Annotated in this window: 22 protein-coding genes; 9 read left to right on the forward strand and 13 right to left on the reverse strand. The window is 66.6% G+C overall.

The genetic code is table 11. The annotated features are described in order from the left end of the window. Window positions 1-39: 39 nt before the first annotated feature. The 3 genes from PKKP23_RS28750 to PKKP23_RS28760 are packed head-to-tail and all read left to right on the forward strand — an operon-like array spanning window position 40 to window position 2,947. The gene (locus tag PKKP23_RS28750) at window positions 40-1,203 is read left to right on the forward strand and encodes an ABC transporter ATP-binding protein (RefSeq protein WP_126879365.1); all 1,164 of its coding nucleotides are present in this window, start codon (window positions 40-42) and stop codon (window positions 1,201-1,203) included. Next, window positions 1,200-2,132 (forward strand): ABC transporter permease subunit, encoded by a 933-nt coding sequence (locus tag PKKP23_RS28755; RefSeq protein WP_126879366.1) that lies wholly within the window; start codon window positions 1,200-1,202, stop codon window positions 2,130-2,132. The genes PKKP23_RS28750 and PKKP23_RS28755 overlap by 4 nt, the downstream gene beginning before the upstream one ends. Beyond that, window positions 2,129-2,947: an ABC transporter permease subunit gene (locus PKKP23_RS28760; RefSeq protein WP_017775954.1), complete on the forward strand. Its 819-nt coding sequence runs from the start codon at window positions 2,129-2,131 to the stop codon at window positions 2,945-2,947. Before PKKP23_RS28755 ends, PKKP23_RS28760 begins: the two co-directional genes overlap by 4 nt. 148 nt (window positions 2,948-3,095) lie before the next feature. Here PKKP23_RS28760 and PKKP23_RS28765 read toward each other — a convergent pair whose 3' ends face one another. Further along, a complete protein-coding gene (locus PKKP23_RS28765) occupies window positions 3,096-4,499 on the reverse strand; it encodes a methyl-accepting chemotaxis protein (RefSeq protein WP_017775953.1) in 1,404 nt (467 codons plus the stop codon). A gap of 293 nt (window positions 4,500-4,792) precedes the next feature. On the opposite strand from PKKP23_RS28765, the gene PKKP23_RS28770 reads away from it, so the two are divergent. The 3 genes from PKKP23_RS28770 to PKKP23_RS28780 all read left to right on the forward strand — a co-directional run bounded on the left by PKKP23_RS28770 (window position 4,793) and on the right by PKKP23_RS28780 (window position 6,571). Next, window positions 4,793-5,161, forward strand: a complete 369-nt coding sequence (locus PKKP23_RS28770; protein WP_126879367.1) for an RcnB family protein — start codon at window positions 4,793-4,795, stop codon at window positions 5,159-5,161. Between the two features lie 402 nt (window positions 5,162-5,563). Then, on the forward strand, window positions 5,564-5,719 hold the full coding sequence (locus PKKP23_RS34220) for a hypothetical protein (protein WP_017775951.1): 156 nt from the start codon (window positions 5,564-5,566) through the stop codon (window positions 5,717-5,719). 72 nt (window positions 5,720-5,791) lie between these two features. Beyond that, window positions 5,792-6,571, forward strand: coding sequence for a class I SAM-dependent methyltransferase (locus tag PKKP23_RS28780; protein ID WP_126879368.1), 780 nt, complete (start codon window positions 5,792-5,794; stop codon window positions 6,569-6,571). A gap of 39 nt (window positions 6,572-6,610) precedes the next feature. On the opposite strand, the gene PKKP23_RS28785 is transcribed toward PKKP23_RS28780, so the two are convergent. Then, a complete protein-coding gene (locus PKKP23_RS28785; protein WP_126879369.1) occupies window positions 6,611-7,594 on the reverse strand; it encodes an alpha/beta fold hydrolase in 984 nt (327 codons plus the stop codon). A 134-nt stretch (window positions 7,595-7,728) separates the two neighbouring features. Then, complete coding sequence (locus PKKP23_RS28790; RefSeq protein WP_126879370.1) at window positions 7,729-9,264, reverse strand: flavin-containing monooxygenase; 1,536 nt, start codon at window positions 9,262-9,264, stop codon at window positions 7,729-7,731. Between the two features lie 290 nt (window positions 9,265-9,554). Between PKKP23_RS28790 and PKKP23_RS28795 the strand changes: the two genes are divergently transcribed. Continuing rightward, entirely contained in the window at window positions 9,555-10,184 is a 630-nt protein-coding gene (locus tag PKKP23_RS28795; RefSeq protein ID WP_126879371.1) for a TetR family transcriptional regulator, read from the forward strand. Window positions 10,185-10,289: 105 nt separating this feature from the next. Here PKKP23_RS28795 and PKKP23_RS28800 read toward each other — a convergent pair whose 3' ends face one another. The 3 genes from PKKP23_RS28800 to PKKP23_RS34340 form a co-directional block, all read right to left on the reverse strand. Beyond that, the gene (locus PKKP23_RS28800; protein WP_126879372.1) at window positions 10,290-11,501 is read right to left on the reverse strand and encodes a tetratricopeptide repeat protein; all 1,212 of its coding nucleotides are present in this window, start codon (window positions 11,499-11,501) and stop codon (window positions 10,290-10,292) included. Between the two features lie 136 nt (window positions 11,502-11,637). After that, window positions 11,638-12,318 carry a PspA/IM30 family protein gene (locus PKKP23_RS28805; RefSeq protein WP_026121688.1) on the reverse strand — a complete coding sequence of 227 codons (681 nt, stop codon included), beginning with the start codon at window positions 12,316-12,318 and terminating at the stop codon, window positions 11,638-11,640. A 382-nt stretch (window positions 12,319-12,700) separates the two neighbouring features. Further along, window positions 12,701-13,429, reverse strand: a complete 729-nt coding sequence (locus PKKP23_RS34340) for a plasmid mobilization protein (protein WP_176048948.1) — start codon at window positions 13,427-13,429, stop codon at window positions 12,701-12,703. 651 nt (window positions 13,430-14,080) lie between these two features. Between PKKP23_RS34340 and PKKP23_RS28815 the strand changes: the two genes are divergently transcribed. Beyond that, window positions 14,081-16,588 carry a penicillin-binding protein 1A gene (locus PKKP23_RS28815; RefSeq protein ID WP_126879373.1) on the forward strand — a complete coding sequence of 836 codons (2,508 nt, stop codon included), beginning with the start codon at window positions 14,081-14,083 and terminating at the stop codon, window positions 16,586-16,588. A gap of 214 nt (window positions 16,589-16,802) precedes the next feature. Here the strand turns inward: PKKP23_RS28815 and PKKP23_RS28820 are convergent, their stop codons facing one another. From PKKP23_RS28820 to PKKP23_RS28835, 4 genes are all read right to left on the reverse strand, one after another. Then, window positions 16,803-17,456: a 2-hydroxychromene-2-carboxylate isomerase gene (locus tag PKKP23_RS28820; protein ID WP_126879374.1), complete on the reverse strand. Its 654-nt coding sequence runs from the start codon at window positions 17,454-17,456 to the stop codon at window positions 16,803-16,805. Window positions 17,457-17,518: 62 nt separating this feature from the next. After that, window positions 17,519-19,030 carry an efflux transporter outer membrane subunit gene (locus PKKP23_RS28825; protein WP_240659172.1) on the reverse strand — a complete coding sequence of 504 codons (1,512 nt, stop codon included), beginning with the start codon at window positions 19,028-19,030 and terminating at the stop codon, window positions 17,519-17,521. 2 nt (window positions 19,031-19,032) lie between these two features. After that, window positions 19,033-22,248 carry an efflux RND transporter permease subunit gene (locus tag PKKP23_RS28830; protein WP_240659173.1) on the reverse strand — a complete coding sequence of 1,072 codons (3,216 nt, stop codon included), beginning with the start codon at window positions 22,246-22,248 and terminating at the stop codon, window positions 19,033-19,035. Then, window positions 22,245-23,492 carry an efflux RND transporter periplasmic adaptor subunit gene (locus PKKP23_RS28835; RefSeq protein WP_126879408.1) on the reverse strand — a complete coding sequence of 416 codons (1,248 nt, stop codon included), beginning with the start codon at window positions 23,490-23,492 and terminating at the stop codon, window positions 22,245-22,247. The genes PKKP23_RS28830 and PKKP23_RS28835 overlap by 4 nt, the downstream gene beginning before the upstream one ends. A 348-nt stretch (window positions 23,493-23,840) precedes the next feature. Here PKKP23_RS28835 and PKKP23_RS28840 point away from each other — a divergent pair, with 348 nt between their 5' ends. Continuing rightward, window positions 23,841-24,482: a TetR/AcrR family transcriptional regulator gene (locus PKKP23_RS28840; RefSeq protein ID WP_017775936.1), complete on the forward strand. Its 642-nt coding sequence runs from the start codon at window positions 23,841-23,843 to the stop codon at window positions 24,480-24,482. A gap of 34 nt (window positions 24,483-24,516) precedes the next feature. On the opposite strand, the gene PKKP23_RS28845 is transcribed toward PKKP23_RS28840, so the two are convergent. The 3 genes from PKKP23_RS28845 to PKKP23_RS28855 all read right to left on the reverse strand — a co-directional run bounded on the left by PKKP23_RS28845 (window position 24,517) and on the right by PKKP23_RS28855 (window position 26,872). Then, window positions 24,517-24,747 carry a DUF2795 domain-containing protein gene (locus tag PKKP23_RS28845; protein ID WP_042298739.1) on the reverse strand — a complete coding sequence of 77 codons (231 nt, stop codon included), beginning with the start codon at window positions 24,745-24,747 and terminating at the stop codon, window positions 24,517-24,519. Window positions 24,748-24,854: 107 nt separating this feature from the next. Then, window positions 24,855-25,130, reverse strand: coding sequence for a hypothetical protein (locus tag PKKP23_RS28850; RefSeq protein ID WP_126879375.1), 276 nt, complete (start codon window positions 25,128-25,130; stop codon window positions 24,855-24,857). A gap of 404 nt (window positions 25,131-25,534) precedes the next feature. Further along, entirely contained in the window at window positions 25,535-26,872 is a 1,338-nt protein-coding gene (locus PKKP23_RS28855; protein WP_126879376.1) for a C45 family autoproteolytic acyltransferase/hydrolase, read from the reverse strand. Between the last annotated feature and the right edge of the window lie 21 nt (window positions 26,873-26,893).

Genomic DNA, 26,893 nt, shown 5'->3' on the forward strand with positions numbered 1-26,893 from the left:
ACCCCGTGTGTCAACCGTGCTGGAGCAGGGCAGCAGATCATGAGTGAGCAGTCGAGCGCGCCGGCAGCGGCCGGTGCAGCGCCCCGAGGCAATGCGCCCGTTGCAGACCGTGCAACGGAAGATTTCGTCCAGGTCATCGACGTCGTCAAGAAGTTCGGCGAGACGGTGGCGGTGAGGAACGTGAGCCTGTCGGTGAGAAAGGGCGAACTGTTCGCGCTGCTCGGCAGCTCGGGTTGCGGCAAGTCCACGCTGCTGCGCATGCTGGCGGGCTTCGAGCCCGTCACGTCGGGCAAGATCCTGATCGACGGCGAAGACCTCGCGCAGTTGCCGCCATACCGGCGGCCCGTGAACATGATGTTCCAGTCGTACGCGCTCTTTCCGCACATGACGGTGGAGGCCAACGTCGCCTTCGGCCTCAAGCAGGAAGGCGTGCCGAAGGCCGAGATCAAGGAGCGCGTGCAGGCCGTGCTCGACCTCGTGCAGATGAGCCGCTTCGCGAAGCGCAAGCCGCACCAGCTGTCGGGCGGCCAGCAGCAACGCGTGGCGCTTGCGCGCTCGCTCGTGAAACGGCCGAAGCTCCTGCTGCTCGACGAGCCGATGTCCGCGCTCGACAAGCAGATCCGCCAGCGCACGCAGATCGAGCTCGTCAACATCCTCGACAAGGTGGGCGTCACCTGCATCATGGTCACGCACGACCAGGAGGAGGCCATGACGATGGCGAACCGCCTCGCGGTGATGAGCGAAGGCGAGATCGTCCAGCTCGGCACGCCGAGCGAAGTCTACGAATACCCGAACACGCGTTTTTCGGCCGAATTCATCGGCTCCACCAATCTCTTCGACGGCAACGTGGTGGAAGACGAGCCGGACCACGTGTTCGTGGAATGCGCCGAACTGCCGGTGCGTCTCTACGTGAACCACGGCATTACGGGTCCGCTCGGCATGCCCGTGACGATCTCGGTGCGGCCCGAGCGCATCGCGCTCACGCGCAAGCCGCCCGAGGGCGCGTTCAACTGGGGCCACGGCGTCGTGAAGAACATCGCGTACATGGGCGGCTACTCGCTCTATCACGTGAAGCTCGACTCGGGCAAAACCGTGATCGCGAACGTGTCGAGCCTCGCGCTTTCCGAGATCGATTCGCCGACCTGGGACGACGAGGTCTACGTGCGCTGGAGCGCCTCCGCCGGGGTGGTGCTGACGTCATGAAGAGCAAGCTGAAGGCGCTGGCCCAGTGGCCGGTGCGGCGATTCAACCTGACCGGTCGCACGGCCGTGGTGGCGGGACCGTTCGTCTGGCTGCTGCTGTTTTTCCTCGTGCCGTTCATCCTGGTCGTGAAGATCAGCTTCGCGGACCAGCAGCTCGGCATTCCCCCTTACACGGAACTCACCTCGTACGCGGACGGCATCGTCCACGTCGCGCTCGATCTTTCGCACTACGCGTTCCTGCTGCAGGACAGCCTGTATTTCGCGACCTACGTGAATTCCGTGATGGTCGCGGCGATTTCCACGCTGCTGTGCCTGCTGCTCGGCTACCCGATGGCGTACTACATCGCGCGCTCGAACCCGGCCACGCGCAACATCCTGATGATGGGTGTGATGCTGCCGTTCTGGACGTCTTTCCTGATTCGCGTCTACGCGTGGATCGGCATTCTCAAGAACAACGGGCTGCTCAATAACTTCCTGATGTCGATCGGCATCATTCACGCGCCGCTCGAGCTTTATCACACGAACACGGCCGTCTATATCGGCATGGTCTATTCGTACCTGCCGTTCCTCGTGATGCCGCTCTACGCGCACCTCGTGAAGATGGACCTCACGCTGCTCGAAGCGGCTTACGACCTGGGCGCGAAGCCGTGGAAGGCCTTCCTGCAGATCACGCTGCCGCTCTCGCGCAACGGCATCATCGCGGGCTGCCTGCTGGTGTTCATTCCCGCGGTAGGCGAGTACGTGATTCCGGAACTGCTGGGCGGCGCCAACACGCTCATGATCGGCCGCGTCATGTGGAACGAGTTCTTCGACAACGCCGACTGGCCGATGGCCTCCGCGGTGACCTGCGCGATGGTGCTGCTGCTGCTCGTACCGATGGCGCTGTTCCAGCATTACCAGGCGAAAGACCTGGAGGGGCGCAGCCGATGAAGCCGAATCGCATCCTGCAGATCGTCGCGCTCGGCATAGGCTTCGCGTTTCTCTACATCCCGATCGTGAGCCTCGTCGTCTATTCGTTCAACGACTCGCAGCTCGTGACGGTATGGACGCATTTTTCGACGAAGTGGTACGCGGCGCTCGTGCGCGACGACGAACTGATCGCCGCTGCCTGGCTTTCGTTGCGCATCGCGCTGATGACGGCGTTCGCTTCGGTCGTGATCGGCACGTGGGCGGGCTTCGTGCTCGCGCGTATGGGCCGCTTTCGCGGCTTCACGCTCTACACGGGCATGATCAACGCGCCGCTCGTAATTCCCGAGGTGATCCAGGGCATTTCGCTGCTGCTGCTCTTCGTGGAAATGGGCAAGCTGATCGGCTGGCCCGCGGGGCGCGGCGTCTTCACGATCTGGATCGGTCACGTGATGCTGTGCATTTCGTACGTGGCGATCATCGTGCAGTCGCGTGTGCGCGAACTGAATCCGTCGCTGGAAGAAGCGGCGCTCGATCTGGGCGCCACGCCCGTCAAGGTGTTCTTCGCGATCACGCTGCCGCTCATTTCTCAGGCGCTGGTGGCGGGCTGGCTGCTCTCGTTCACGCTCTCCATCGACGACCTCGTGCTCTCGGCGTTCCTCTCGGGTCCGGGCTCCACGACGCTGCCGCTCGTGGTGTTCTCGCGCGTGCGTCTCGGCCTGAACCCGGAGATGAACGCGCTCGCCACGCTCTTCATCGCCGTCGTGACGGTCGGCGTGATCGTGGCGAATCACTTCATGCAGCGCGCCGAGCGCCGGCGCCTTGCGGAGGCGGTTTAGGTTCAGAACGGCTCGCTGGCGGTGCTTCGCGGACTTCGCCTGGCCGCCGCCGCTTCTCTGACCTGCTTCACCGACCCCGCTTCACCCATTCGCCTGGCAGGCGGCCCGCTTGGCAAGCGAGCCGCTCCGCGCTGCCCCGAGCCGCCGCTTAAACCCGATACCCCATCCGGAACCCGCCCCAGTGGCGCCCATTGACGAAGATGGGCGCCGACGCATCTTTCATCAGCACGAACGCGCCGCCGCCCATGTCGCGGCGATACGTCTGCAGCAGGAAAGGCTTGGTGTGCGAGCCCGCCGCGAGACCCGTGCGGTCGTTGAAGAGGCGCCGGTTGCGGCAATTGGCCGAGTTCCAGACAGGGTCTTCGCGTTGCGGCTGCGAGAACTTGAGGTTGTGCGTGGGCAGGTAGCCGCGCGTGTCCACGGCGGCGCAGAACGCCACGCGCTCGTCGAGCTTGAGAAGCGGCTCCTGGACCGCGGGCAGCACGCGGTCCGTGAACGTGGTGAAGCGCGTCATGAACTGCTGCGGGTCCGTGCCGGCGATGGGCACGTAATGGCCGTCGAAGAGATCGTCCGTCGTGATATCCCCGCGCGCCACCGCCGCCTCGAACAGCTTGCCGATCTTCGCCGCGGCTTGCTGCACCGCCTCGATGAACGGCGTGTCGGCCGTTTCCACGCCGGTCGCCGCAGTCAGCTCGATCAGCGACTCCGACACGCCCAGCAGCTTGCCCAACTGGTCTTTCGCGTGGACGAAGTTGCGGCCCGAATCTTCCACGTCGCTCGCCATCTCCAGCACCTGCGCTTCGAGGCCGTCGCATTGCACCTCGATCTGGCCCGTGAGTTCGGCGATCTGCGCGGCCTCGTCGTTGAGTTGCGCGATGGCGTGGCCCGTCGAGTGCACGACCTCGCCGATCATGGCCGTGCCGGTGCGCACGCGGTGGGCGCGTGCCGTGTTCGCGGCGCCTTCGGTCATCAATTCGTCGGTCTGGCGTGTGAGCTGGGTGAGGGTGGTTTCGATCTGACTCGTGGCCTGTGCCGTTTTCGCCGCTAGATTCTTCACCTCGGCGGCCACCACGGCGAAGCTCTTGCCGGACTCGCCGGCGCGCGCCGCTTCGATCGCCGCGTTGAGCGCGAGCAGATTGGTCTGGCGGGCGATCAGCGAGATTTCCTCGGACACGCGGCTCACGTGTTCCAGCGCCGTGCGCAGTGCCGCGATCTGGGTCTCGATCACGGTGACGCCTTCCACGAGGCCGTGGATGTCGGCGAGCGACGATTCGATGGTTTGCTGCGACTGCTGCACGTTCTCCGCGGTGCCGGCCGTGACGGTACGCATGGCCCGCGCGGCTTCGGCAATGCGATGGTTGCCGCTCAGGGTCTGCGCCGCCGACTCGCGCAGCGCGTGACAGACTTCGGCCTGCCGCTCCACGCGCGCCGCGACCTCGTCGACGTGGCCAGAGACGTCGCAGATCTCGATGCCGAGCCTGCCCGCCTGGGCCGCAATATCGTCGACGATCGACCGCGCGCGCGTGGTGCGACGAAAGCGAAAACGCGTCATCGGGGAGTCTCCTTCATGGTGCGCAATGGTGCGAAACAGCGCAAAACGGCGCAAAACGGCGCGGTCGTCAGCGTGCGCAGGCCGCGTCTTCTTCACGTGTTTACGGCGGGCTGGCGGGTGACTTGAGTTGGCGCGGACTGAGGCAGTCTGTCGCAGCGGGTGAGGTTCGGTAAGGGGGCGTAACCCTCGCGGGCAGGACTTTTGGGAGCATCGTCACCGCTTTCGACGCTTCATTTTCCAGGTCCCGTTTTCGAGGTCCCGTTTTCGAGGTTTTACCCAGGGAGAACCCACACATGAAAAAACGCCCTCTTTCGCTTGCCGTGGCGGCCTGCATGCTCGGCACGACGCTGTCGGTCTTTGCGCAACCGGTCCCCGGCGACCCGCCTCCCGAGGGCCCTGCGCCACAGGAGCGGCCCGGCCCACACGGCGACGGCCCGATGGGGCATGATGCGCGGCGTCCCGTGCCCCACAGCGACTGGCACCGTGGCGACCCTGTGCCGCCCGACTATCGCGATCCGCGCTATGTCGTGAACGACTGGCACGCGCGCGATCTGGCGCCGCCGCCCGCCGGCTATCAATGGCTGCAGGTCAATGGCGAGTTCGTGCTGGTCGCAATCACGACCGGTGTGATCGCGACGATCCTGCTGGCCCCGCACCGTTGAAACCGGGGAGTACGTCATGACGAAACTGAAAAGGGTCTTTGCCGTCGCTGTGCTGGTCGCGTTGACGTCGACGCTCAACGGCTGCTGCTGGGGTTGGCCGTTCTGTGGCGGACCCGGCGGCCCGGGCGGTGGGCCCGGCGGTGGCCCGGGAGGCCAGGGCGGTCCGGGATCGGGTGGCGGTCCGAGGGGCGACGTCACGGTGCCGCATGCGACCCGCGTCGCTTGAGGCCAACCTCTGCGCTTGTTGTCCGCCATGCGAGCGTTGCCCGGGGCATCTGGGTAGCGCCCTCCAGCACGTGCGCCATGGCTCGCGTAACCGCCCTCGGCTTGCCGCACACGGGCGAAAATGAGGGCGAGCGGGCGCGCAGCGCCCGCGCTCCGATGCGCATAAGGACAATCGCGATGATCGACACAGTAGCCGCGCTGGCGGACCGGTTTGCCGGCCAGACGGCGCCCGGCTTTGCCGCCGGCTGGGACCAGCTCGTGCGGCTCTGGGAACTCATCGTGCTCGTCGTGCGCTTCCTGTGGGGCCTGCTGCGGTTTCTGGGCGGCGGCTGAAAGCCGGGCGTCATGCGAGGCGTACCGATCTCGGGTAACGTGGTGCGTCTTTGACGCGACCGAGGATGCCCGATGCTGCACGATTCCACCCAGCGTTTCACCGACCGCGTAGCCGACTACGTGAAATACCGGCCGTCGTACCCGCGCGAGGTCGTCGCGTTCGCGCATATCGACTGTGGTGTGGCGCCTCATGCGCGCGTGGCGGACATCGGCGCGGGGACGGGCATTTCGGCGCGGCTCTTTCTCGAGGCGGGACACCCCGTGGTGGCGGTGGAGCCGAACACGGCCATGCGCCACGCGGCGGACCAGTGGCTCGGCGGTTATCCGGGTTATCGCAGCGCCGCGGGCACCGCGGAGGCCACCACGCTCGGCGACGCCAGCGTGGATCTCGTCATCGCGGCCCAGGCGTTTCACTGGTTCGACGAGGAAGGCGCGAAACGCGAGTTCGCGCGCATTCTCAAGCCGCGCGGCGTCGTCATGTTGTTCTGGAACAGCCGGCTCGTTGCGGGCACGCCGTTCCTCGAAGGCTACGAGGCGCTGCTGCAGCGTTATGGTGTCGACTACCAGGAGGTGGCCGAGCGCTACGGCGACGACGCTGCGATGGCGCGCTGGTTCGGCGACGGCTTCGAGCACAAGGCGGTGTTCCCCAACGCGCAGCGACTCGATTTCGACGCACTGAAGGGCCGGCTGATGTCGTCGTCGTACGCGCCCAAACCCGGGCATCCGAACCATGAGCCGATGCTCGCGGCCCTGCGCGAACTGTTCGACGCGACCGCGCAGGACGGCACCGTGGAATTCGCCTACGACACGCGCGTGTACGCGGGCCGCGTGGCAGCCACCCCGGCGCGCTGAGGGGCGAGGGCGGCCGGTCTGTCGCGCTGCTGGCCGGCCCTATGCCTTCGTGCCGCCGGCGAAAAATGCCCGCAGATCGGCAAGCACCTGGTGGGGCGCTTCTTCCATCGGAATGTGGCCGAGCCCGGGGTACATCACGCGTTTTGCGCCCGGAATGCGTGCCGCGAAGTCGGCTGCGTGGGCGTGCGGAATCCAGCGGTCCTTTTCGCCCCACAGCACGAGCGTGGGCACGTCGAGTGTCTTCAGCACGTCTGTGTCGAGGTCCGCGAAGTCGAGCGTGGGCACCATCTTGCCGATGGCCTCGCGCGTGCCTTCGCCGTGGAAGAAGTCGACGTAGCGGCGCAGCGTGACGGCATCGATCTTGCGCGGGTCGCCGTAGACGTTGCGCACGGCGCTTTTCACGATGGCTTCGGGCAGCATCCATGGCGCGCTGAGACGCACGAGCGCATGGTTGAAGAGCGCGATATAGACGGGCAGCTTCATCGGAAAACCGGCGGCGTCCACGAGCACGAGCCGCTTCACGGCGCCGCGATGCCGCACGGCGTAATCCCACGAGATCAGTCCACCTAACGAGTTGCCCACGAGCGTGGCTTGCCCGATGCCGAGCGCGCTCATGAAGGTATCGATGAAGCGCCGGTACATCGGCAGGTTCATCGTTTCGATCGCGCCGCGCGCCGAGCGCAGCGGCCCCGTCACGCCGAACGGCGGCAGGTCGAGCCGGATCACGCGATGCTCGCGCGCGAGCCCCGCCGCCACGACGTCCCAGGTATGCAGCGACGACGCGAAGCCGTGAATCATCACGATAGGCTCACCGTCGCCTGCGCTGCCTTCACTGCTTCCTTCATCAACGTAATGCACTTTCGCGCCCATGACGTCGATAAATTTCGAGCCGGTTTGCGTGTAGCGCTGCGCGAGCACGTCGCGGGGCACGCTCACAAGGCCAAGGCGCTGCGCGAACGAGCGGGGCGGCAGCGCGTGTGCGCCGGCCGATGCATCGGGATGCGTGGAATCGAGGCTTGCCATTCATGTCTCCCTGTTCTTGTTGGTGGAGGCTGCGGTGTTTCTGATGCGGCTGGACAGGCACACGCTCAGTACAGCTTGTGCACGTGCATAACGACATGCACGCGCAGCGAGCAGCAGCCCGTCCTACGCGAACGCTACGCCGTAAAGCGGTATTCGCTTTCGCGCACGCGCCGCGTGCGGCGCCGGAAGCTGAACGTGAAGCCCGGCCAGATCGACGTGTTCTTGCCGCTGCGCGTCTGATACCAGCTGTGACAGCCGGTCTGCCAGACGGTGCGCGCGAGCGTGGCCTGGAGCCGCGCGTTGAAGTCGTGCTGCACGTCGGGGAGCACGTCCATCGTGCGGGCACCGCGGCGTTCGAGCGCGCGAATGCAGTCGGCGATATAGCGGACCTGCGACTCGATCATGTAGATCATCGAGTTATGGCCGAGCCCCGTGTTCGGACCCACCATCATGAAGAAATTCGGGAACCCCGCGATGCTCGTGCCCAGATACGCCTGCGGGCCATCGCGCAGCCACGCGCCGCTGAGATCGGCACCGCCCACACCGGTTACCTCGAACGGGGCGCCCACGTCGTTGACGTGAAAGCCGGTGCCGCAGATGATCGCGTCCGCGCGGTGGTGCGTGCCGTCCACGGTCACCACGCCGTCGGCCACCAGCTCGCGAATGCCGGTGGTGATCACGTCGACGTTCGGTTGCGTGACGGCAGGGTAGAAGTCGCTCGACAGCAGAATCCGCTTGCAGCCGGGCAGATAGTCGGGCGTGAGCTTCGCGCGCAACTGCGGGTCTTTCACCTTGCGCGCGAGGTAGCTGAGCCCGAACTGGCGCGGATACTTCATGAGCCCGGGGCTCACGACGAAGGCGATCGCCCGCGATTCGAGCCGCCAGTAGATCGTGCTGCGCACGAGGCGCTGCGTGAACGGCAGATGCTGGAACAGCCATTGCGCGCGACGGCTCACGGGATGGTCGGGCTTCGGCAGGATCCAGGGCGGCGTGCGCTGGAAGAGGGCGAGATGACTCACGCGCGGCTGGATCTGCGGGACGAACTGGATGGCGCTCGCGCCTGTGCCGATCACGGCCACGCGCTTGCCGTCGAGCGGCCACGCGTGGTCCCAGCGCGCGGAGTGAAAGAGTTTGCCCTCGAAGCGATCCAGTCCTGCTATCTGCGGAAGCGCCGGGCGCGAGAGCGGCCCGGCGGCGCAGATCACGACGTCGGCCTCGACTGTTTCCGTTGTTTCCGTTGTCTCCTGCGAATGCGTACCGTGCTGTGGGTCATGCGTCTGAAGCTGCAGATTCCAGACGCCGCGCGTTTCGTCATAGCGCGCCGCGGCGACGCGCGTGCGCAGCCGGACAAGCGGTTCGACGCCGTACTTGCGCGCGCAATGCCGCAGATACTCGAGAATCTCGGCCTGCTGTCCATAGGCGCGCGTCCACGCGGGATTCGGCTCGAAAGAAAACGAATACAGATGAGAGGGGACGTCGCACGCGGCGCCGGGGTAAGTGTTGTCGCGCCAGGTGCCGCCGATGTCGTCCGCGGCTTCGTAGAGCGCGAGCGGCGTAATGCCCATGCGCAGCAGACGGATCGCCATGCCGATGCCGGCAAAGCCGCTGCCCACGATGGCGATGCGCGGCATGGCAGACGAACCTGGCGAGCCAGGCGAGGTGAGCGGCATGCGATGGGCTCCAGCGGACGAAGGGACGGATGCGCCGGTGTCTTCGAGCTTCAGGTTTCAGGCGCAATGCGAGGCTTGATTTCAGGTGCCATCACATGCAATTGCACGAAGGCCGGCGTTCACGGCGCAGGGTAGACAAGTGTACACTTCGCGTCAAGGCGGCTCGGGGTGCAGGCCGCGCGTTGGAACCCCATAACGGCCACATTCAAACAGCGTTCAACTGACGAAACGGCACGTGCGCGTGGCATACCGGTCCCGCGCCGCGTTTCCGAGCCCGTCCTTCAAACCGCATGCAAACTGCTCCAGAGGAACCCGAACTCGCGCCCGGCAAGCGGCGCCTCATCGAAGCCGCGCTGCGTCTGGCCGCGAGCGGGCGCAGTCTCGCGACGCTCGGTATCCGCGAACTCGCGCGCGAGGCGGGTCTCAACCCCAACACGTTCTACCGCCACTTCGATACGCTCGACGATCTCGCGCGCGAGGCGCTCGAGTGGATCAGCGCGCGGCTGCGTCCGATGCTGCGCCGCGAGCGCTGGCTCGCCGCGCACGACGAACCGTTCAGCGTGCCGCGTCGCGCGTGTGCAGCATTCTTCGGTTTCGTGCTCGACCATCGCGACGCGTTTCTCTGCGCGCTCGCCGAGTACCACGGTACGTCGGCCGCGTTGCGTGACGCGGTGCGCGGCAATCTCAACGAGGTCTCGCAGGAGATGGCCGACGACGTCGTGCAACTGAACCTCGTGCCCGGTCTGCCACGCACGGCCGTCGATGAAATCTGCGCGCAGATCGTGCTGCAACTCTTCCATCTCTCGCACGAATACATCCATCACGTGACGCAGCGTGAGGCGCTCGTGGGGTACGCCGAGCGCTTCATCATGCGGCTCTTCGCGGGGGCGGCGATGCTCGCGCAGCACGATATGGGCTGAGCGCTGCCGCGCCGAGTCGCGTCCGGCGTGCAAAAAGAAACAGGCTCCGTGGCGTGGGCCGCGGAGCCTGTGTCTGAGTGGCGCTGTCGGTGGCGGACGAACTGCTCAGGTGTCGTTCCAACCGCCCGAGTCGTCGTTGCCGAGATCGACGTTGCCGCCCGAGTTGTCGTCGTTCCAGTCGTTCGAGCCCTGACCGAAATCGACGCCTCCGCCGTTGTCGGCTTCGCGGCGGCGCCGTTCGTCGTCGACGATCACGTCGCGTTCCACCACGCGGTCGCGCCCGCTGTTGAGCGCCTCGCCGAGCAGCACGCCGGTGAGCAGCCCGCCCATGCCGCCGCCGAAACCGCCACCGCCTTGCTGGATGATCACAGGCGGCTGTTGTTGGGGCGGGGGCGCGGGCCACGGGCCTTGCTGACCATAGCCGGGCTGTTGGCCGCGGCCGAAGCGTTCGTCCGCTTCGTGCGCGAACACGGATTCGCCGGTACGCTCGCCTGCCGCTGCGGTCTGCGCGGTTTGCGCGTTCGGATCGGGCCGGCCCTCGGCGCGTGCCTTGAGGCTTGCCACCTGGCGCTCGAGCGCTTCGATCTCGTAGGGCGGCACGGGGTTGCTCGCATTCGAGAGCGCCTCCACCCGCTCGCGCAACTGCGCTTCGGTGGCTTCAACGTCCTTTTCGAGCGCCTCATGACCCGGCGCCGTGGAAAGGCGCACGTCGAGCTTCAGCGAACGCACTTCGTTGAGCAGGTCGGTGGCGCGCTTGAGCTGCACGCGGCGATCGTCGTTGGCGCGCGTGTCTTCGCTCGACTTCGCGCGGCGCACGGTCCAGCGCAGCACGAGCGCAATGGCGACCAGCAGCACGGCAATGCCGATCCACATGCCCATCGAAGGACCGTGCTTCACCGGCGCTGCGGAGAACGTGCCGGGCGGCGTCTGCGCGGGCGCGGCCTGCTGGACGAACGGGTTGTCGGCGCGGCGCGTGGTCACGCTGCCGGCCCGCTGCGCGCTTGCGCGAATGCGCGCTTCGACCTGCGCGAAGCGCGATGGCGTCGTAAAGCGGATTTGCGGATCGAGCGACTTCGCCTGTTCGACCTGCGCGAGCGCGTCGCCGTAGCGGCCTTCGCGTTCGAGCACCTGGCCATAGAGGTAGTGCGCGTGGGCGTTGTTCGGATGCGCTTCGAGCACTTGCGTGAGGCCCGCGTCGGCTTGCTGCCAGTTGCCTTGCGACATGGCAGATTCGATCTGCTGGACGCTCGGCACCGCGAACGCGCCGCCGCAGATCATCGCGAGCGATGCGAATGCAGCGACTAGAAACTTTTTCATGATGTGGGCCGGGCGGTTTGACGCCCGTCTCCATGACAGTCGGGACAGGAAGGCGGCGCGCAAGGTGCGGACCCGCAAGCGTGCCGTGTGATGCATGAGCGCGGCGCCTTCCACTCGCACGGCCGCTTACTGGGGCTTATTGCGCCGGCGTATTCAACTGCTTCTTCAGCGCCTCGAGCCGGTCGTCGACGGACGGCCCCTTGGAAAGCGCCGCGAGCTTGTCGTCGAGCGCCTTGCCGCTTGTCTCGTCGGCGGAGTTCAGACGCGCGTCCGAGCGTGCGTTCGAGAGCGCGACCTTGTCTTCGAGCTTCTGGAAGTCCTGCGAGAGGTTCTTGCCGCCGATGCCGCCCAGCGCCGTGGCCGCCACGTCTTTCGCTTCGGCGATCTGCTGCTTCGCCTGCAGGATGTTGGAGCGCGCGTTGAGGTCGTTACGGCGCTGACGCATCTCGTCGATCTGCTGCTTCAGATGATCGACCGAGGGTTCGAGCTTCGCGAGTTCGGCCGTGAGCGCGTCGCGCTCTGCCTCGGCATTGGACTGCGCGGCAAGCGCCTCGCGCGCGAGCGCTTCGTCGCCGGATTGCAGCGCGCGCTTCGCGCCGTCTTCGTACTTCTTCGCCTTGTCGGCGGCCACGTCGCGCTTGCTTTGTTGCGTGGCGACCTGGGCCTGGATCTCGATCAGCGAGTTTTCCGCTTTCCCAATGCTGTCGTCGAGCTCGCGCACGATCTGGCGCGCGTCGCGCGACGGATCCTGGACCGATTCGGCAGCATCGTTGAGCAGACCCTTCAGCGTGCGCGAGACAGAATCAAAAAGCGACATGAATTCCTCCGTGGATTGAAAGCGGCGCGCATCGCGGTGAGGCGGCGCGCCGTGCATGCGGGGCCCTTCAGCTTACGCTGTCTGGAACGGACCGCGCATGCAGCGCGCAGATCGGGGCGCCTTGCGAGATTGCAATAGCGATGAGTGCCATCGCAGCTTGCGGTACAGCGCGACGCGCGGACACGAAACGCGTGGCGAGTTGCGCTGTCGGCAAGGCCCGAACTGCTCGCGGATATTACACCACCGGGTCGCTTAAACCGGTCTTAAAGGGGAACGATAAACCGGCCTTAAAGGGGGCGATCGGGAAGCGGTCTGGCGTGCCACACGGGCAGCGGCGCGCAAGCGCGCGGCAAGCCCAATTGCACGAGGCCGCGCAGGCGTCTCACGCGAAATGTCCGCCTTCGGGCGCTGTGCCGGAGAAGGGCAGATCGTCGCTGTCGGCTTCCCTGCGCGTGGCCGTTGCGGCCCGCTTTGCCGCGGCTGCCGCTGGCGCCCCGCGCCCTGGCGCTTCGCCCGCGAGCGCATCCGCCACCTGCGGAGCAACAGCATGCGACCCGCTCGATGCGGCTTCTGCCGCGGCCACGCGCGCCACCGCGTTTTCGACGTCACGCAGCAATGCTTCGTCCGGATCGGGCGGAACCGACAGGTCCGGCAGCGGCGGAAGCGCAGGCGGTTCGGGCAAGGGCGGCAAGACGGCAGCGACGGGTGAAGCAGCGGGCGGCACGGAACTCGCCGCAGCATCGCCCGGACTTCTTTCCGCTGAGTGCGTTGTTGCGCGCGCCCCGGCTTTTGCCGAATCTTTGGCCGCCCCTCGTGCGCCGTTGAGTGAGCCGTTAAGTGCGCCGTTGAGTGCGCCAGCGCCGCCTTGCGCAGTCCGCGTGTGTGCCGTGACCTTGCGCAGCGCTTCGGCAAGCGCATCCGGCTCACGTGGCGCATGAAGTCGATCCACGATGCTTGCCGCCTTCACCTGGTCGGCCGTGCCGCCATAGGCGAGCACCGCCCGCCGCATCAGCTCGCTCACGCTGATGCCGAGCTGTTCTGCGCTGGCGGCTATGGCGCGCTTCTGCGCAGGCGTGACGAAGACGACGATACGTTCGCTGGGCTTGTTCATGGTCGGCTCGTTTGCGATCGGCTCGCGGGAATAAGGCCTCGATGGAAAAACGGCGGACGCGCCAGACATTGCGCGTCCATCATACGGCGACGCGGGCTCTCGTGCGCTGTCGTAGAGGGGGCCCGACTGGCATAGGGCTCGAAGGCCCCTTGAAGACGGCCCGAAACGGGCATGCCAAGAAAATATCGTGCCATCAAAGGCTTGCCAGGTTTGCAGAGGCATTGTCCCCAGGCTTTTCAACAATTTCTGTTGATAACCCGACACTTTGGCAAAGCCGTGTCGGCCGGGCTTGTGCCGAGGCGAAGTGGCAAAGCGGCGGCGGGCTACTACAGCGCGAAGGTAAGCCCGGGAACTTCCGCAAGGAAATTCTTACAAAAAAAGCGCGTAGCAGCCCGCGCGAATTCTTTAAAATGCGCTGTTGCACTGCGCCGGGATACCGCATTCCAGCGCGGCGTGGCCGGACGGGGGCGTAGCCGGCCATGCGCCTTAGTTTCGTGTTCGTTGCGCTTTCGCCTCTTCGCGCGCCGTACCGCGTACGAGACGTGCCAGGCAAGGTGAGGCGCAGTCCGCGTCACACGCCATGACCACGATCCACGCGCGTGCGGCCGCACGCAGCAGGGGTGCAAGAGACACCTCCGAACCATTCCAGTCATGCCTATCATCAAACGACCGTCTTCCCCGCGCTACCCGTCCGACGATCGGGAACCTTCCTTCCACTCCAGCCGCCAGCCGCAGGGCCGCGAACCGCAGCGACACACCACGTCGCGCGATGGTGTCGACCGTGGGCGCTCCATCGGCCGCTCGATCGCGTTGTGGTTCGTCGGGCTGATCGCCACGCTCGCCGTCGTCGGCGCGTTGATCGTGGGCTACGGGCTCGTGGTGATGGCCCCGCAACTGCCCTCGCTCGATGCGCTCACCGACTACCGGCCGAAGGTGCCGCTGCGCGTCTACACCGCGGACCACGTGCTGATCGGCGAGTTCGGCGAAGAGCGCCGGCAACTCGTGCGCTTCCAGGACATTCCGGACGTCATGAAGAAGGCGGTGCTCGCCATCGAGGACTACCGCTTCTACGAGCACGGCGGCGTCGACTTCGTGGGCATTCTGCGTGCGGGTTTCACGGACCTGCTGCACGGCGGCGCCTCGCAGGGCGCGAGCACGATCACGATGCAGGTGGCGCGCAACTTCTTCCTGTCGAGCGAGAAGACCTACACGCGCAAGATTTACGAAATGCTGCTCGCCTACAAGATCGAGCGCGCACTCACGAAGGACCAGATTCTCGAGCTGTACATGAACCAGATTTATCTGGGCCAGCGCGCCTACGGCTTTTCGGCCGCTGCGCGCGTGTACTTCGGCAAGGATCTCAAGGACATCACGCTCGCAGAGGCCGCCATGCTCGCGGGCCTGCCGAAGGCGCCTTCGGCCTACAACCCGGTGGTGAACCCGCACCGCGCGAAGGTGCGTCAGGAATACATCCTTAAACGCATGCTCGACCTCGGCTACATCACGCAGCCGCAATACGAAGCCGCCGTGAAGGAAGAGATCCACACGAAGGCCGCGGGCAACGAGTACAGCGTGCATGCCGAGTACGTCGCCGAAATGGTCCGGCAAATGATGTACTCGCAATACCGGGACGAGACCTACACGCGTGGGCTCACGGTGACCACGACCATCGATTCCGCAGACCAGGAAGCCGCCTATCGCGCCGTGCGCAAGGGCGTGATGGACTACGAGCGGCGCCACGGCTATCGCGGACCGGAGGGCTTCGTCGAATTGCCGGCGGCGGGCGACGATCGCGAGCAGGCGATCGAAGATGCGCTCACGGATCACCCCGATAACGGCGAGATCGTCGCCGCTGTGGTGACCGAAGCGAACCCGAAGACCGTGAAGGCGCAGATGCTCGACGGCACGGGCGTCACGGTGACGGGCGAGGGGCTGCGATTCGTCGGCGCGGCGTTGTCGCCGCGTGCGGGCCAGGCGCTGCGCATTCGGCCCGGCTCCATCATCCGGCTCGTGGCCGACGCGAACGGCAACTGGCAGATCACGCAGCTGCCGCAGGTGGAGGGCGCGCTCGTCTCGCTCACGCCGCAGGACGGTGCGATCCGCGCGCTCGTGGGCGGCTTCGACTTCAACAAGAACAAGTTCAACCACGTGACCCAGGCGTGGCGTCAGCCGGGTTCCAGCTTCAAGCCGTTCATCTATTCGGCCTCGCTCGAAAAGGGCCTGGGGCCAGCCACCATCATCAACGACGCGCCGCTGTACTTCCCGCCCACCACACCGGGCGGCGATGCCTGGGAGCCGAAGGACGACGACCAGCCCGACGGTCCGATGCCGATGCGTCTTGCGCTCGCGAAGTCGAAGAACCTCGTCTCGATCCGCATCCTCTCGTACATCGGCACGAAGTACGCGCAGGACTACGTGACGCAGCGCTTCGGTTTCGACGCGGACAAGACGCCGCCGTATTTGCCGATGGCGCTCGGCGCGGGGCTCGTCACGCCGTTGCAGTCGGCGGGCGCGTATTCGGTCTTTGCGAACGGCGGCTACCGGATCAACCCGTATCTGATCAGCGAGGTGGACGACGCGCACGGCCAGCCGCTTTCGAAGGCGCAGCCGCTCGTGGCCGGACAGAACGCGCCGCAGACGCTCTCGCCGCGCAACGCGTTCGTCATGAACAGCCTGCTGCACACGGTAGCGACCTCGGGCACGGGCGCGGGCACCAACGTGCTGCATCGTTCCGATCTGCAGGGCAAGACGGGTACCACCAACGACGCCAAGGACGGCTGGTTCGCGGGCTACCAGAAGACGCTCGTCGCGGTGGCCTGGATGGGCTACGACCAGCCGAAGAGCCTTGGCAGCCGAGAGTTCGGTGCACAGCTCGCGTTGCCGATCTGGGTGGAGTACATGCAGCGCGCGCTGCGCGGCGTGCCGCAGGAAGAGCCGCCGCAACCCGATGGCGTGACGGTCGTGAACGGCGAACTCTACTTCGCCGACATGACGCCGGGCAGCGGGTTTGTCGCGAGCATCGGCATGGACTCGGGCGCGGCACTGGCCGGCGCGAGCGACGCGACAGGCAACGTGGGGCCGGCCGGAATGTCGCCGCCCGCCGTCAGCTCCACCGAGAAGAAGCAGATCATCGATCTGTTCGAATCCAACAAGCCTTAAACGCTGTAGCAACACTCGTTGAACCTGCCCCGGCGCATTTCGCATCGCATGCCGAAAGCGTCGGCGGCTCAACGGGTTAGGGCATTTGTCGGCGAGTTTTCAACAGGCTCTTCAACACAATCTGGGGATAACTGGCCGGCAGTGCGTCACCATCCGCGCGGACGCCTGATGCAGGTGGCCCGCACTTGTCTCTCCGCTTAGACGCTCCAGGCGCTCACGCGCTGGTCCGGCCCGCCGCCCACGCGATCACGTCTTCGAGCCGGTCGTTTCCCCAGAACATCTCGTCGCCCACGAAGAACGTCGGCGCGCCAAAAATGCCGCGTTCGATTGCGGTCGCCGTTTGCGTGCGCAGTTTCGCGCGGTGCTCGTCGCTCAGCGCCGCGGCAACGATCTTGTCGGCAGGCAAGCCCAGGCGGTTGAGCGCTTCGTGTACCGCTTCGGGCGTGTCGATCTCGCGATCCTCGGCGAAGTTCATCTGCATGATCTCGCGGCACCAGGCGCCGATCCACGGCTCTCCCGCGGCGAAGGCGGCCACCCGCATGGGCAAGAGCGCGCGGCGCGGAAAGGTGGACGGCCACGTCCACGGCAGGCCGTATCTGGCGCACAGGCGCTCCATGTCGCGTTTCACGTAGGCGCCTTTTTCCTTCTGCACGACGAACGGCGGTCCCGACCAGCCAAGCCGCTCGAACACGGGCCCGAGCAGGAACGGTTGCCATCGCACCGGGACGCCGGCTTCGGCAGCCGCGTGCTCGATCCGCATGACGCTCAGATAGCTGTAGTTGCTGGCGAAGTCGAACCAGAACTCGATTTCGCGCGGCGCGGTGGGTGCGGTGGGCGCGGTGGGCGTTGAGGCGGGTCGTTCGGACATGGCGACGTCTCCGGGTTCGCTACGCCGCAAGCATAGCGCTGTCGGGGCACCCGAGCCGACGGTCAGCGCGCTGCCGTGCTCTCGCTATTGCCTGTATCGCCGCTCGCTCGCTGCGCAGACGCGGCGGGTGCCGCCTCTGCGCGAGGCGCGGGCGGATCACCCATGGCCTGGAACAGTGCCGCCGTGTCCGAGAGACGCGCGCCCGTATAGCGGATCTCATCGAGCTGCGCGTTGTGCCACTGCTGCTCCGCGGAGCGCGCAGCCGACGGCGGCAGCGCGCCAAGACGCTGGCGCGCTGCCGTCTCGCGGAATGCGCCTTGCGCCGCGCGTGCCGCGGTGCCCGCCGCCGCGAGCGCCTCGGCGTCGTGTTCGAGCGCGGCGAGCGTATTGGCCACGTTCTCGAATGCGGCAAGCACGGTTTGCCGGTATTGCGCGACGGCCGCATCGTACGATGCGACCGCGGCGCGCCGTTGCGCGAGGAGCGCTCCACCGTGAAACACCGGCTGCGAGAGCGACGCGCCCACGCTCCACAGCGCGCCCGCGCCGGAGAGCATCGCGGGCCAGCTAAAGCCGCCTTTGCCCATCGACGCCGTGAGCGAAAGGCTCGGGAACATCTGCGCCGTGGCTACGCCGACGTCGGCTGCCGCGGCCTTCAGCGCGGCACTCGCGGCGAGGATGTCGGGACGCGACTGCAGCAGGTCCGAGGGCACGACGACAGGCACGTCGCGCGGCACGTCGAGGCTCGCGAGGTCGAGGTCGGGCGGAGCGGCGTCGGGCGTGCGGCCCAGCAGCACGGCGAGCGCGTGGCGCGTGGTGAGCCACTGCTGGCGAAGGCCGGGCAGGCCGGCCGCGAGCGACGCGGCGTTCTGCTGGGCGGCGAGCACGTCCGCATGCGCGAGGGCGCCAAGCGCGTAGCGCTTCTCGCGGTCGCGTGCTTCGTCGTTGGCGAGCGCGACGAGCCGCTCGGTGGCATCGATCTGCGCGTGCAGCGCCGCCGCCGAGATCGTCGCGGACACGATGTTGGCCGCCAGCGCACGTCGCGCCGCATCGAACTGGAACGCCTGCATGCCGACGCGTGCCGCGAGCGCCGCGTTTTCGAGCCGTGCCGCGCCGAACAGGTCGAACGTGTAGCTCGCCTGCAACTGGCCGACGAACACGTTGTAGAGCACCGTGTTCGGTCCTGCTTCCGGAATGCCGAGCGCGCGCTCGCGCGTGGCCTGGCCGCCCGCGTCGATGGAAGGCAGCAGCGACTTGCCGATCTGCGCGCGCAGTTGCTCGCGGGCCGCCGCGAGGTTGCGGTCCGCGGCGGCGAGCGTGGGGCTGTTGCGCAAGCCCTCGTCGACGAGCGCATCGAGTGCATTGGAGCGGTACAGCTTCCACCATTCGGGCACGGGCCTCGCGCCCACCACGAAGGTCTGCGCGACGCCTTGCGCGGACACGGTCTGCGCAGGCTGTGCGGCTGCGCCGTAATGTTCGGGCTGCGGCATGGCCGGCGGATTGCCGTTCGGACCAAAGGAACAGGCACCGAGACCTGCCGCTGTCGCCACGGCGAGTACGACCACACGTGTCTTCATGATCAGTTCCCCGTATGTTCGTCGGACGCACGCGGGCGGCGCTCGCGTTCGTTCTCACGCTCGCCCTCAGTTTCGTCATTGCGCACGCGGAACGACGCCGCATAGAGCGCGGGCAAATAGAAGAGCGTGAGCACCGTGGCGCTCGTGATGCCGCCCATCAACGCCGTCGCCATCGGCCCGAAGAAGTTCGAGCGCAACAGCGGTATGAGCGCGAGCACGGCAGCCGCCGCGGTCAGCGTGATGGGCCGGAAGCGCCGTACGGTGGCGCCCACGATCGCATCGAAGCGCCGGTGGCCCGCCGCGATGTCCTGTTCGATCTGATCGACGAGGATCACCGAGTTGCGCATGATGATGCCGAACATGGCGATCACGCCGAGCATCGCGACGAAGCCGAAGGGCTTGCCGAAGAGCAGCAGCGTGGCCACCACGCCGATCAGGCCGAGCGGGGCCGTCAGCACGACCATCAGCACGCGCGCGAAGCTCTGCAGCTGGATCATGAGCAGCGTGAGCACGGCGATGATCATGATCGGCATCTGCGCGTTGATCGACGCCTGGCCCTTCGCGCTTTCCTCTACCGACCCGCCCACCTCGATGCGATAGCCCACCGGCAGCGTGGCGCGAATGGGTGCGAGCGACTGGTCGATGCTTTTCGTCACGTCGATGCCCTGGGCGTTGCCCGTCACGTCCGACTGCACGGTGAGTGTGGGCTGCCGGTCGCGTTCCCAGATCACGCCGTATTCGAGGTCGGGCTTCATGCTGCCGAGCGCGCCGAGCGGCACCGGACCGTTCGGCGTGGGCATGGCGAGCGTCGTCAGGCGCTCGGGGTCCACGCGTTCGCGCTGCGGGGCGCGCAGATCGACGCTGATCAGCTTGTCCGCCTCGCGATACTGCGTCACGGTGTAGCCCGAGAGCGTCATGGCGAGAAAGCTGGCGATATCTTCCGAACTCACGCCCAGTTCGCGTGCTTTCTTCTGGTCGATCTCGAAGCGCATCGAACGTTCGGCCGGCTCGTCCCAGTCGAACTGCACGTTGACCGTGCGCGCGTCGTCGCGCATCTTTGCGGCCACACGTTCGGCGATGGAACGCACCGTCGCGATGTCGTCGCCGCTTACGCGGAACTGCACGGGATAACCGACAGGCGGTCCGTTCTCGAGCCGCGAGAGCCGCGTGCGCAACGCAGGGAACCTGTCGCGCAGCATGGGTTCGAGCCAGCGCGCAAGCTTCTCGCGCTCTTCCACCGACTTCGCCGTAATCACGAACTGCGCGAAGTTGGGCAACTGCAACTGCTGGTCGAGCGGCAGATAAAAACGCGGCGCGCCGGTGCCGACGAAGTCGATGCTGTGATCGATCTCGGGCCGACCTGCAATTGCTTGTTCGAAACGCCTGGCCTCGCGCAGCGTCGCCTCGAACGACGCACCTTCGGGTAGCCGCAGATCGACGAGCAATTCGGGACGGTCGGAGCTTGGGAAGAACTGCTGCGCGACCTGCGTGAAGCCCGCGAGCGACACGATAAAGAGCGCGACGGTGATGGCCAGCACCACGAAGCGCCGCTCGATGCACCAACTGACCCAGCCGCGCAGGCGGTCGTAGAAGCGTGTGTCGTAGATGTCGGTGTGCTCGTGGTCGTCGTCGTGTCTGGTGGGATCGTTGGCCGCGTGCGCCGGCCGTTTGCGTTCGGAGAGCAGGTGATAGCCCAGCAGCGGAATCAGCACGACGGCCGCGAGCCACGACGCGATCAGTGCGATGGCGGAGACCTCGAAGATGGAGCGCGTGTATTCGCCGGTGCTCGACTTCGCGAGCGCGATGGGCAAAAAGCCCGACACGGTGACGAGCGTGCCCGTGAGCATCGGAAAGGCGGTGCTCGTGTAGGCGTAGGCCGCCGCACGCGTGCGGTTCCACCCCTGTTCGAGCTTCACGGCCATCATTTCGACGGCGATGATCGCGTCGTCCACGAGCAGGCCGAGCGCCAGCACGAGCGTGCCGAGCGACACCTTGTGCAAGCCGATGTCGAAGAGGTACATGCAGAGCGCCGTGACGGCGAGCACGACCGGAATCGAGATCACCACCACCATGCCCGTGCGCACGCCGAGTGAGACAAGGCTCACGATCAGCACGATGGCAACGGCTTCGGCCACGGCTTCGAGAAAGTCGTCGACCGAGCGCGACACCGCATGCGGCATGCTCGACACCTGCACGAGCTTGAGGCCCGCCGGCAGCCGCGCCTGCAATTCCGAGGTCTGCGCGTCGAGCGCCTTGCCAAGGCGGATCACGTCGCCGCCCGGCTGCATCGTGATGCCGATGCCGAGTACGGCTTTGCCCCCGGAGCGCATCTGCGTGACGGGCGGGTCGTCGTAGCCGCGCCGGATCACGGCGATGTCGCCAAGGCGAAACGAGCGGTTGTTGATGCGCACGAGCAGATCGGCGAGCGCTTTGACGTCCTTGAACTGGCCGCTCGGGCGCACGAACACGCGGTCGTCGGCGGTGGTTAGCGTGCCCGCAGCCGCGACGGCGTTCTGCGAATTGATGGCCTGCGCGAGCTGCTGCGGCGTGATGCCGAGGCGCGTCAACTGCGTGTTCGATATCTCGATGTAGATGTGCTGGTTCGGGTCGCCAAAGTAGTCCACTTTCGCGACGCCGGGCACGCGCAGCAGCACGGTGCGCAGTTGGTCCGCGTAGTCGTGCAGCTGCGCCGGTGAAAAGCCGTCGCCTTCGAGCGTGTAGATGTTGGTGTAGACGTCGCCGAACTCGTCGTTGAAGAACGGGCCTTGCACGCCGGGCGGCAGCGTCGCCGCCATGTCGCCCACCTTCTTGCGCACCTGGTACCAGGTCTGCGGCACCTCCTTCACGGGCGCGGAGTCTTTCATCGTGAAGAAGATCAGCGATTCGCCGGGGCGCGAGTAGCTGCGCAGGAAGTCGATATAAGGCGTTTCCTGGAGCTTGCGGCCGATGCGGTCGGTGACCTGTTCCTGGACCTGACGCGCGGTGGCGCCGGGCCAGAAGGTCTGGATCACCATCACGCGGAACGTGAAGGGCGGGTCTTCGGACTGCGCGAGCCGCGTGTAGGCCAGCACGCCGAACAACGTGGCAAGCACGATCACGAACACGACGAGCGCCTGGTGGCGCAGCGCCCATGCCGAGAGGTTGAAGCGTTGGGTGGCGCTGGTTTCGGCGGCTGCACCCACGCCTGAATGGGTACCTTCTTCCCGTGCGGCCGTCATGACGCGAAGTCCTCAGGATGCAGCGGCGCCACGGGCCGGACCTGCTCGCCGGCCGCTACCGTATGCACACCTTGCAGCACGACACGCTCGCCGCTCGCGAGCCCCTGCGTGACGGCGATGGTGCGCTCGCCGTAGCGCGCCACGGTGACGCGGCGCAGTTCGAGTGTGCCGGTGTCGGCTGCGGCGCCTGCATTGGCCGCGTTCGCCGTGTTTGCCGCGCTGGCCGCCTGGCCGGCAGGGCTGTTCATCCGCACAACCCACACGGCCGGCGCGTTGCCGTCGTGAAAGAGGGCCGTGGCGGGCAGCGTGAAGGTCGGGCCGCTCGACTGCACGAATGGGGTGGATTGGCCGGCCTGGCTGGCTTGGGGCGACTGGGAAGCTTCAGCGCCCGTCATGCCATTCGCACTCGCGAAAACGACGTTCGCCGTCATGCCGAGCCGAACGTCGGCGCCCGCATGATCGAGTGTGAGCTTCACGCGATACGTGCGGCTCTGCGGATCGGCCGCGGGCGAGACTTCGCGCACGCGCGCAGCGAAAACTCGGCCCGGCAGAGCCGGCAGCGTCACCTGCGCCGCGCGTCCGGCCGCAAGGCCGCCCACGGCGTTTTCGGGCACATCGCAGACCACGTCGATGTCGCCGGTCCAGGCCAGCGTGTAGACCGCCTGGCCCGCCGCGACGTTCTGCCCCGTATCCGCCTGCTCGGCGGTGATCACGCCGTCATGGTCGGCGTGCAAGGTGGCGTAGCGAAGCTGGTCGCGAGCGAGTGCGGCTTGCTGCGCGGCCTGGTCGCGCTGGGCGGCGGCGGATGTGTAAGCGTCTTCGGTCTGTTCGAGCTGAGCGGGCGCGATCAGTTGCTCGCGCGCCTGGGCGCGGTCGCGATCGAGCTGCTGCTTCGCATACACGAGCCGGTGCTGTGCCGCCTCCAGCTGCGCCGCGGCGCTCGCGGCGTTCTTCTGCACGTCGGCGGGGTCGAGCTGCGCGACGGTCTGCCCGGCCTTCACGGTATCGCCGAGGCGTACGCGCCGCTCGACGATCTTGCCGCCGATGCGAAACGACAGCGGCGTCGAATAGCGCGACTGCACCTCGCCGGGCAGCGACGCCATGACCGGCGCGCCATCCGCTTGCACCGCGACGGCGACGACGGGCCGCGCCGCGGGCGCGATGTCGGCCGGCTTGTGGCAGGCGGAGAGGAGGGTGAGAGGGGCGACGAGGGCGAGGAAAAGCGTCCGGGTGCCGCGGCGCAGCAGCCGCGCGGTGTCACGCGTGGGTACCGCAGCCCCGGCGCGGCGGGAGTGTCTTGTTGCGAAGGGCCATACGTCACAACCGGGATGATTCACATCGACCTCGACTGGAGAAACGGCCCCGCGCCGACGCGAGCGGCGCGGGGCCGGACGCGGCAAAAGACGAGGCAAAGGCAGAGCAGAAAGCAGGGCATAGCGGCAGGCCACGTCGATCGCGATCCGATCTCGAACAAAGGAGCGGAGCGACGGCAACGCTGCGCGCATTCCGACTACAGCGCTGGATTCTAATACAGTGTTGTATCTGAGTGTGAGAGTGCATCCGATTTTTTGTCCCGGTGCTAGACTGCGCACATGAAACGCAAACGACTCACTCGCGAGCAAAGCCGTGACCAGACGCGCCAACGTCTGCTCGACGCTGCGCAGGCGATGTTCATGAAAAAGGGATTCGTTGGCGCAAGCGTGGAAGACATCGCGCTTGCCGCCGGCTACACGCGCGGGGCGTTCTACTCGAATTTCCGCAGCAAGCCGGAGCTTCTGATCGAGCTGCTGCGGCGCGACCACGAGGAGATGGAAGCCGGGCTCAACGCGATCTTCGACCCGGCGCTCACGCGCGAGCAGATGGAAGCGAAGGTGCAGACCTACTACAGCCGTCTGCCGCAGGACAACAAGTGCTTCCTGCTATGGGTAGAAGCGAAGCTGCTCGCGGCGCGCGAAGCGCGGTTTCGCGTGCGCTTCAACGAATTCATGAAGGAAAAGCGCGAGCACCTGGCGGCCTATATCAACGAGTTCGCGCGCCGCGTGGGCACACCACTGCCGTTGCCGGCGGACGTGCTGGCGCTGGGACTGATCGGGTTGTGCGACGGCGTGCAGTTTCTCGCCACGGCAGACCCGCAGAACGTCTCGGAGCCGTTCGTGGAGAACGTGCTGGCCGGCTTCTTCAGTCGCGTGGTGTTCGGGCGCATCCCGTCTGCCGGCGGGGAACCCCAGGCGTGACACTCGCGATTGCGCTTGCCTGCGCTGCCCGCGGTCAGACCGACAACCCCGGCCCGTAATTGCTGCCGATCAGCCGCGTGACGGCAGCAATATCCGCGTAATCCTGCTCCGGCAGCCCGTCCAGCATCGTCAGCACTTCATTGCTCGCGCCCGCGGCGCGGGCCGTGTCCACGAGCGCGTCCTTGTTCGCCGGCCACGCCACTGCGCGCAGCACATCGGCGATTTGCAGGTCGATGGATTCGTCGGGAATGTTCGAAGAGGGCATGCTCGCGTTCCTTGTTGGCGATCCTGAACGGCATAGTAAGGCTGCGTCGGCAGCGGGGCGATGCGGCTTGGTGTCTTGGCTGCGGCCGGACAGGCCTCGCACGCCGTTCACGTCTGCAGATGCTCGTGGGGCGCCGCGAAGTGCCCGAGATGCCGCGACGGCGGTAACGTAATGTGCTGCCAGCGTTGCGGGCCCACGTTGGCGTCGACGGGAACGTCGGGCGCGGGCGGGGCGACGGGAGCCGCATTCGCGAGCGCCGCGGCGTCGGCGGCGAAGGCAGGGGGCCGGGCAAGATCGGCGAGACTTTCGCGCGCGGTGTGAACCGGCGCGGCGAAACACGAAGCCGACAGCAACACGGCGGTCATCAGCGTCGAGGTTTTCATCGCTCGACCTCCTTTCTCATGCAGCTCCGTGGGAGCTGCAGCAAGTGCCGTGCCATTTCATCCGCGCTCGCCGCGCTTCGCGCCGTTGCACGGCAGCGGCGCCGTGCCGGCACCCCATACAGGGCGGCCGGCGCACGCACGCCTGGCCCAAGCCTTTCGCGCGGCACGAAGCGCGCCGCAACAGCCGGGAAAACGTACGGGATACCTCATCATGGCAGGATGGCAAAAACCCGTCGCGAACGGACGTTCGATATTCCGGCCAGCGGCATGAAGCCGCTCGTTCGATGCAGGTTCAGCGCCGGTTAGTCATCGTTTCGTTGTAGTTTTGCGGGCTCTTTGGTGGCCAGCGACAGGGCTTCCCCCGGTTCCTGCGGGCTTCGCCGCGCGCGCCGTGAACCGCCGCTTCAGCGCAGCACGTCGAAGCGCGTCCACGGCCACGATGGCCGGTCGCGCATGTAGCCGTTCAGCCAGTTCCACTGCGGATGCCGCTTCATGAACGACTGGGCGTCGAACGGCCGTCCGCACGGATGTCCCCAGCGCGCCCAGAAGGCGAGGTCGCGGGCCATCTCGCTGTCTACCACCTTGCCGTCGTTGGCGCCCCATGGGTTGAACGGGCCGTGATCGGTACCGCCGAAGCGCGCGTCGTCGAGTTCCAGGTGGCCGCAGATGGTGCGCGAGCACGGGTTGTCGCTGCGGTCGAGATAGACGTCGTGATGATCCGCGATCATCTGCTTGGCGACTTCGATGTCGATCTTGCCGCGATGCAGTTCCTCCAGCTGCATGAAACGCGTTCGGCGCGCGCCGTTCTTGCGCACGTCGGTGTAGTCCTCGCCCTCGCCGGTGCATTCCTGGTTGCGGATCTTGAGGTCGGTGGCCGTGTTGTAGCCGCTGTAGAAGCCGTCTTTCGTGCTCTCGAAGCCCGAGTAGTGCAGCCCCAGTTCGTAGCGCGCAATCTCGCCCGTCTTCGTGTCGCCCAAAAGCCAACTGTTGGCGTAGCCGCCGTTGTTCGCCACTGCGAACATCTCGCACCATTCGCCGATGCTGTTCGCGTATTGCGTGGCGCGCCGCGATCGATAGAACTCGGGTGCGCCGGCCGGGTTGTAGCCCACGAAGTTGGAGATGGTGGTCTCGGTCACCATGAGGCCCGCCGAGGTAACCCAGAAATCGGTGAGGCTGGAAATGCAGCCGGGCAGCCCCTGCATGAGGATGCGATGGCCGCTGTCCGGCACGATATCGAACACGACGTTGAACGCGTCGCCCGCCGCGTAGCGGTCCCACGAGTTGTGCGCCATGACGATGCGGCCGTCGCGCGTGGCGCTGCCTGTGGCGATGAACGCGCTGCAATGATGGCCGCGCCGGCCGCGCCAGGGCTTTGCGGCCAGATGCGGCTGCTGTGCCGCCACATGCGTGGGCCACCAGCTTTGCAGCAGATCCATGTAGCCGTTCCACGCGAGCACTTCGGAGAACGGCAGCTTCGCGCCGTCGGCAATGCCCTGGATTTCGTCGGCGTATTCGGTGTCGAGTCTCGGCGCGAACTGCGAGACGGCCGCGTTGACGAAGGTGTCGAAGTCTTCGCCCGTGTCCCATTTCGCGAGATAGCGCGCGGTGCGGATGGCGTTCTGGATTTCGGCCGCGAGCAACTGGCCATGCTGCTCGCCGCGGTCGTACGGCTCGCCTTCGATATGCAGGAAGATCCAGCCGGCGTGATCGCGGCGTACGGCATCGATGGACGGTTCGCTCATCTTCGCTCCGGGACTGCGCTG

It is taken from the genome of Paraburkholderia kururiensis JCM 10599 = LMG 19447, from assembly GCF_003986935.1.
Taxonomy (GTDB): Bacteria; Pseudomonadota; Gammaproteobacteria; order Burkholderiales; family Burkholderiaceae; genus Paraburkholderia; species Paraburkholderia kururiensis.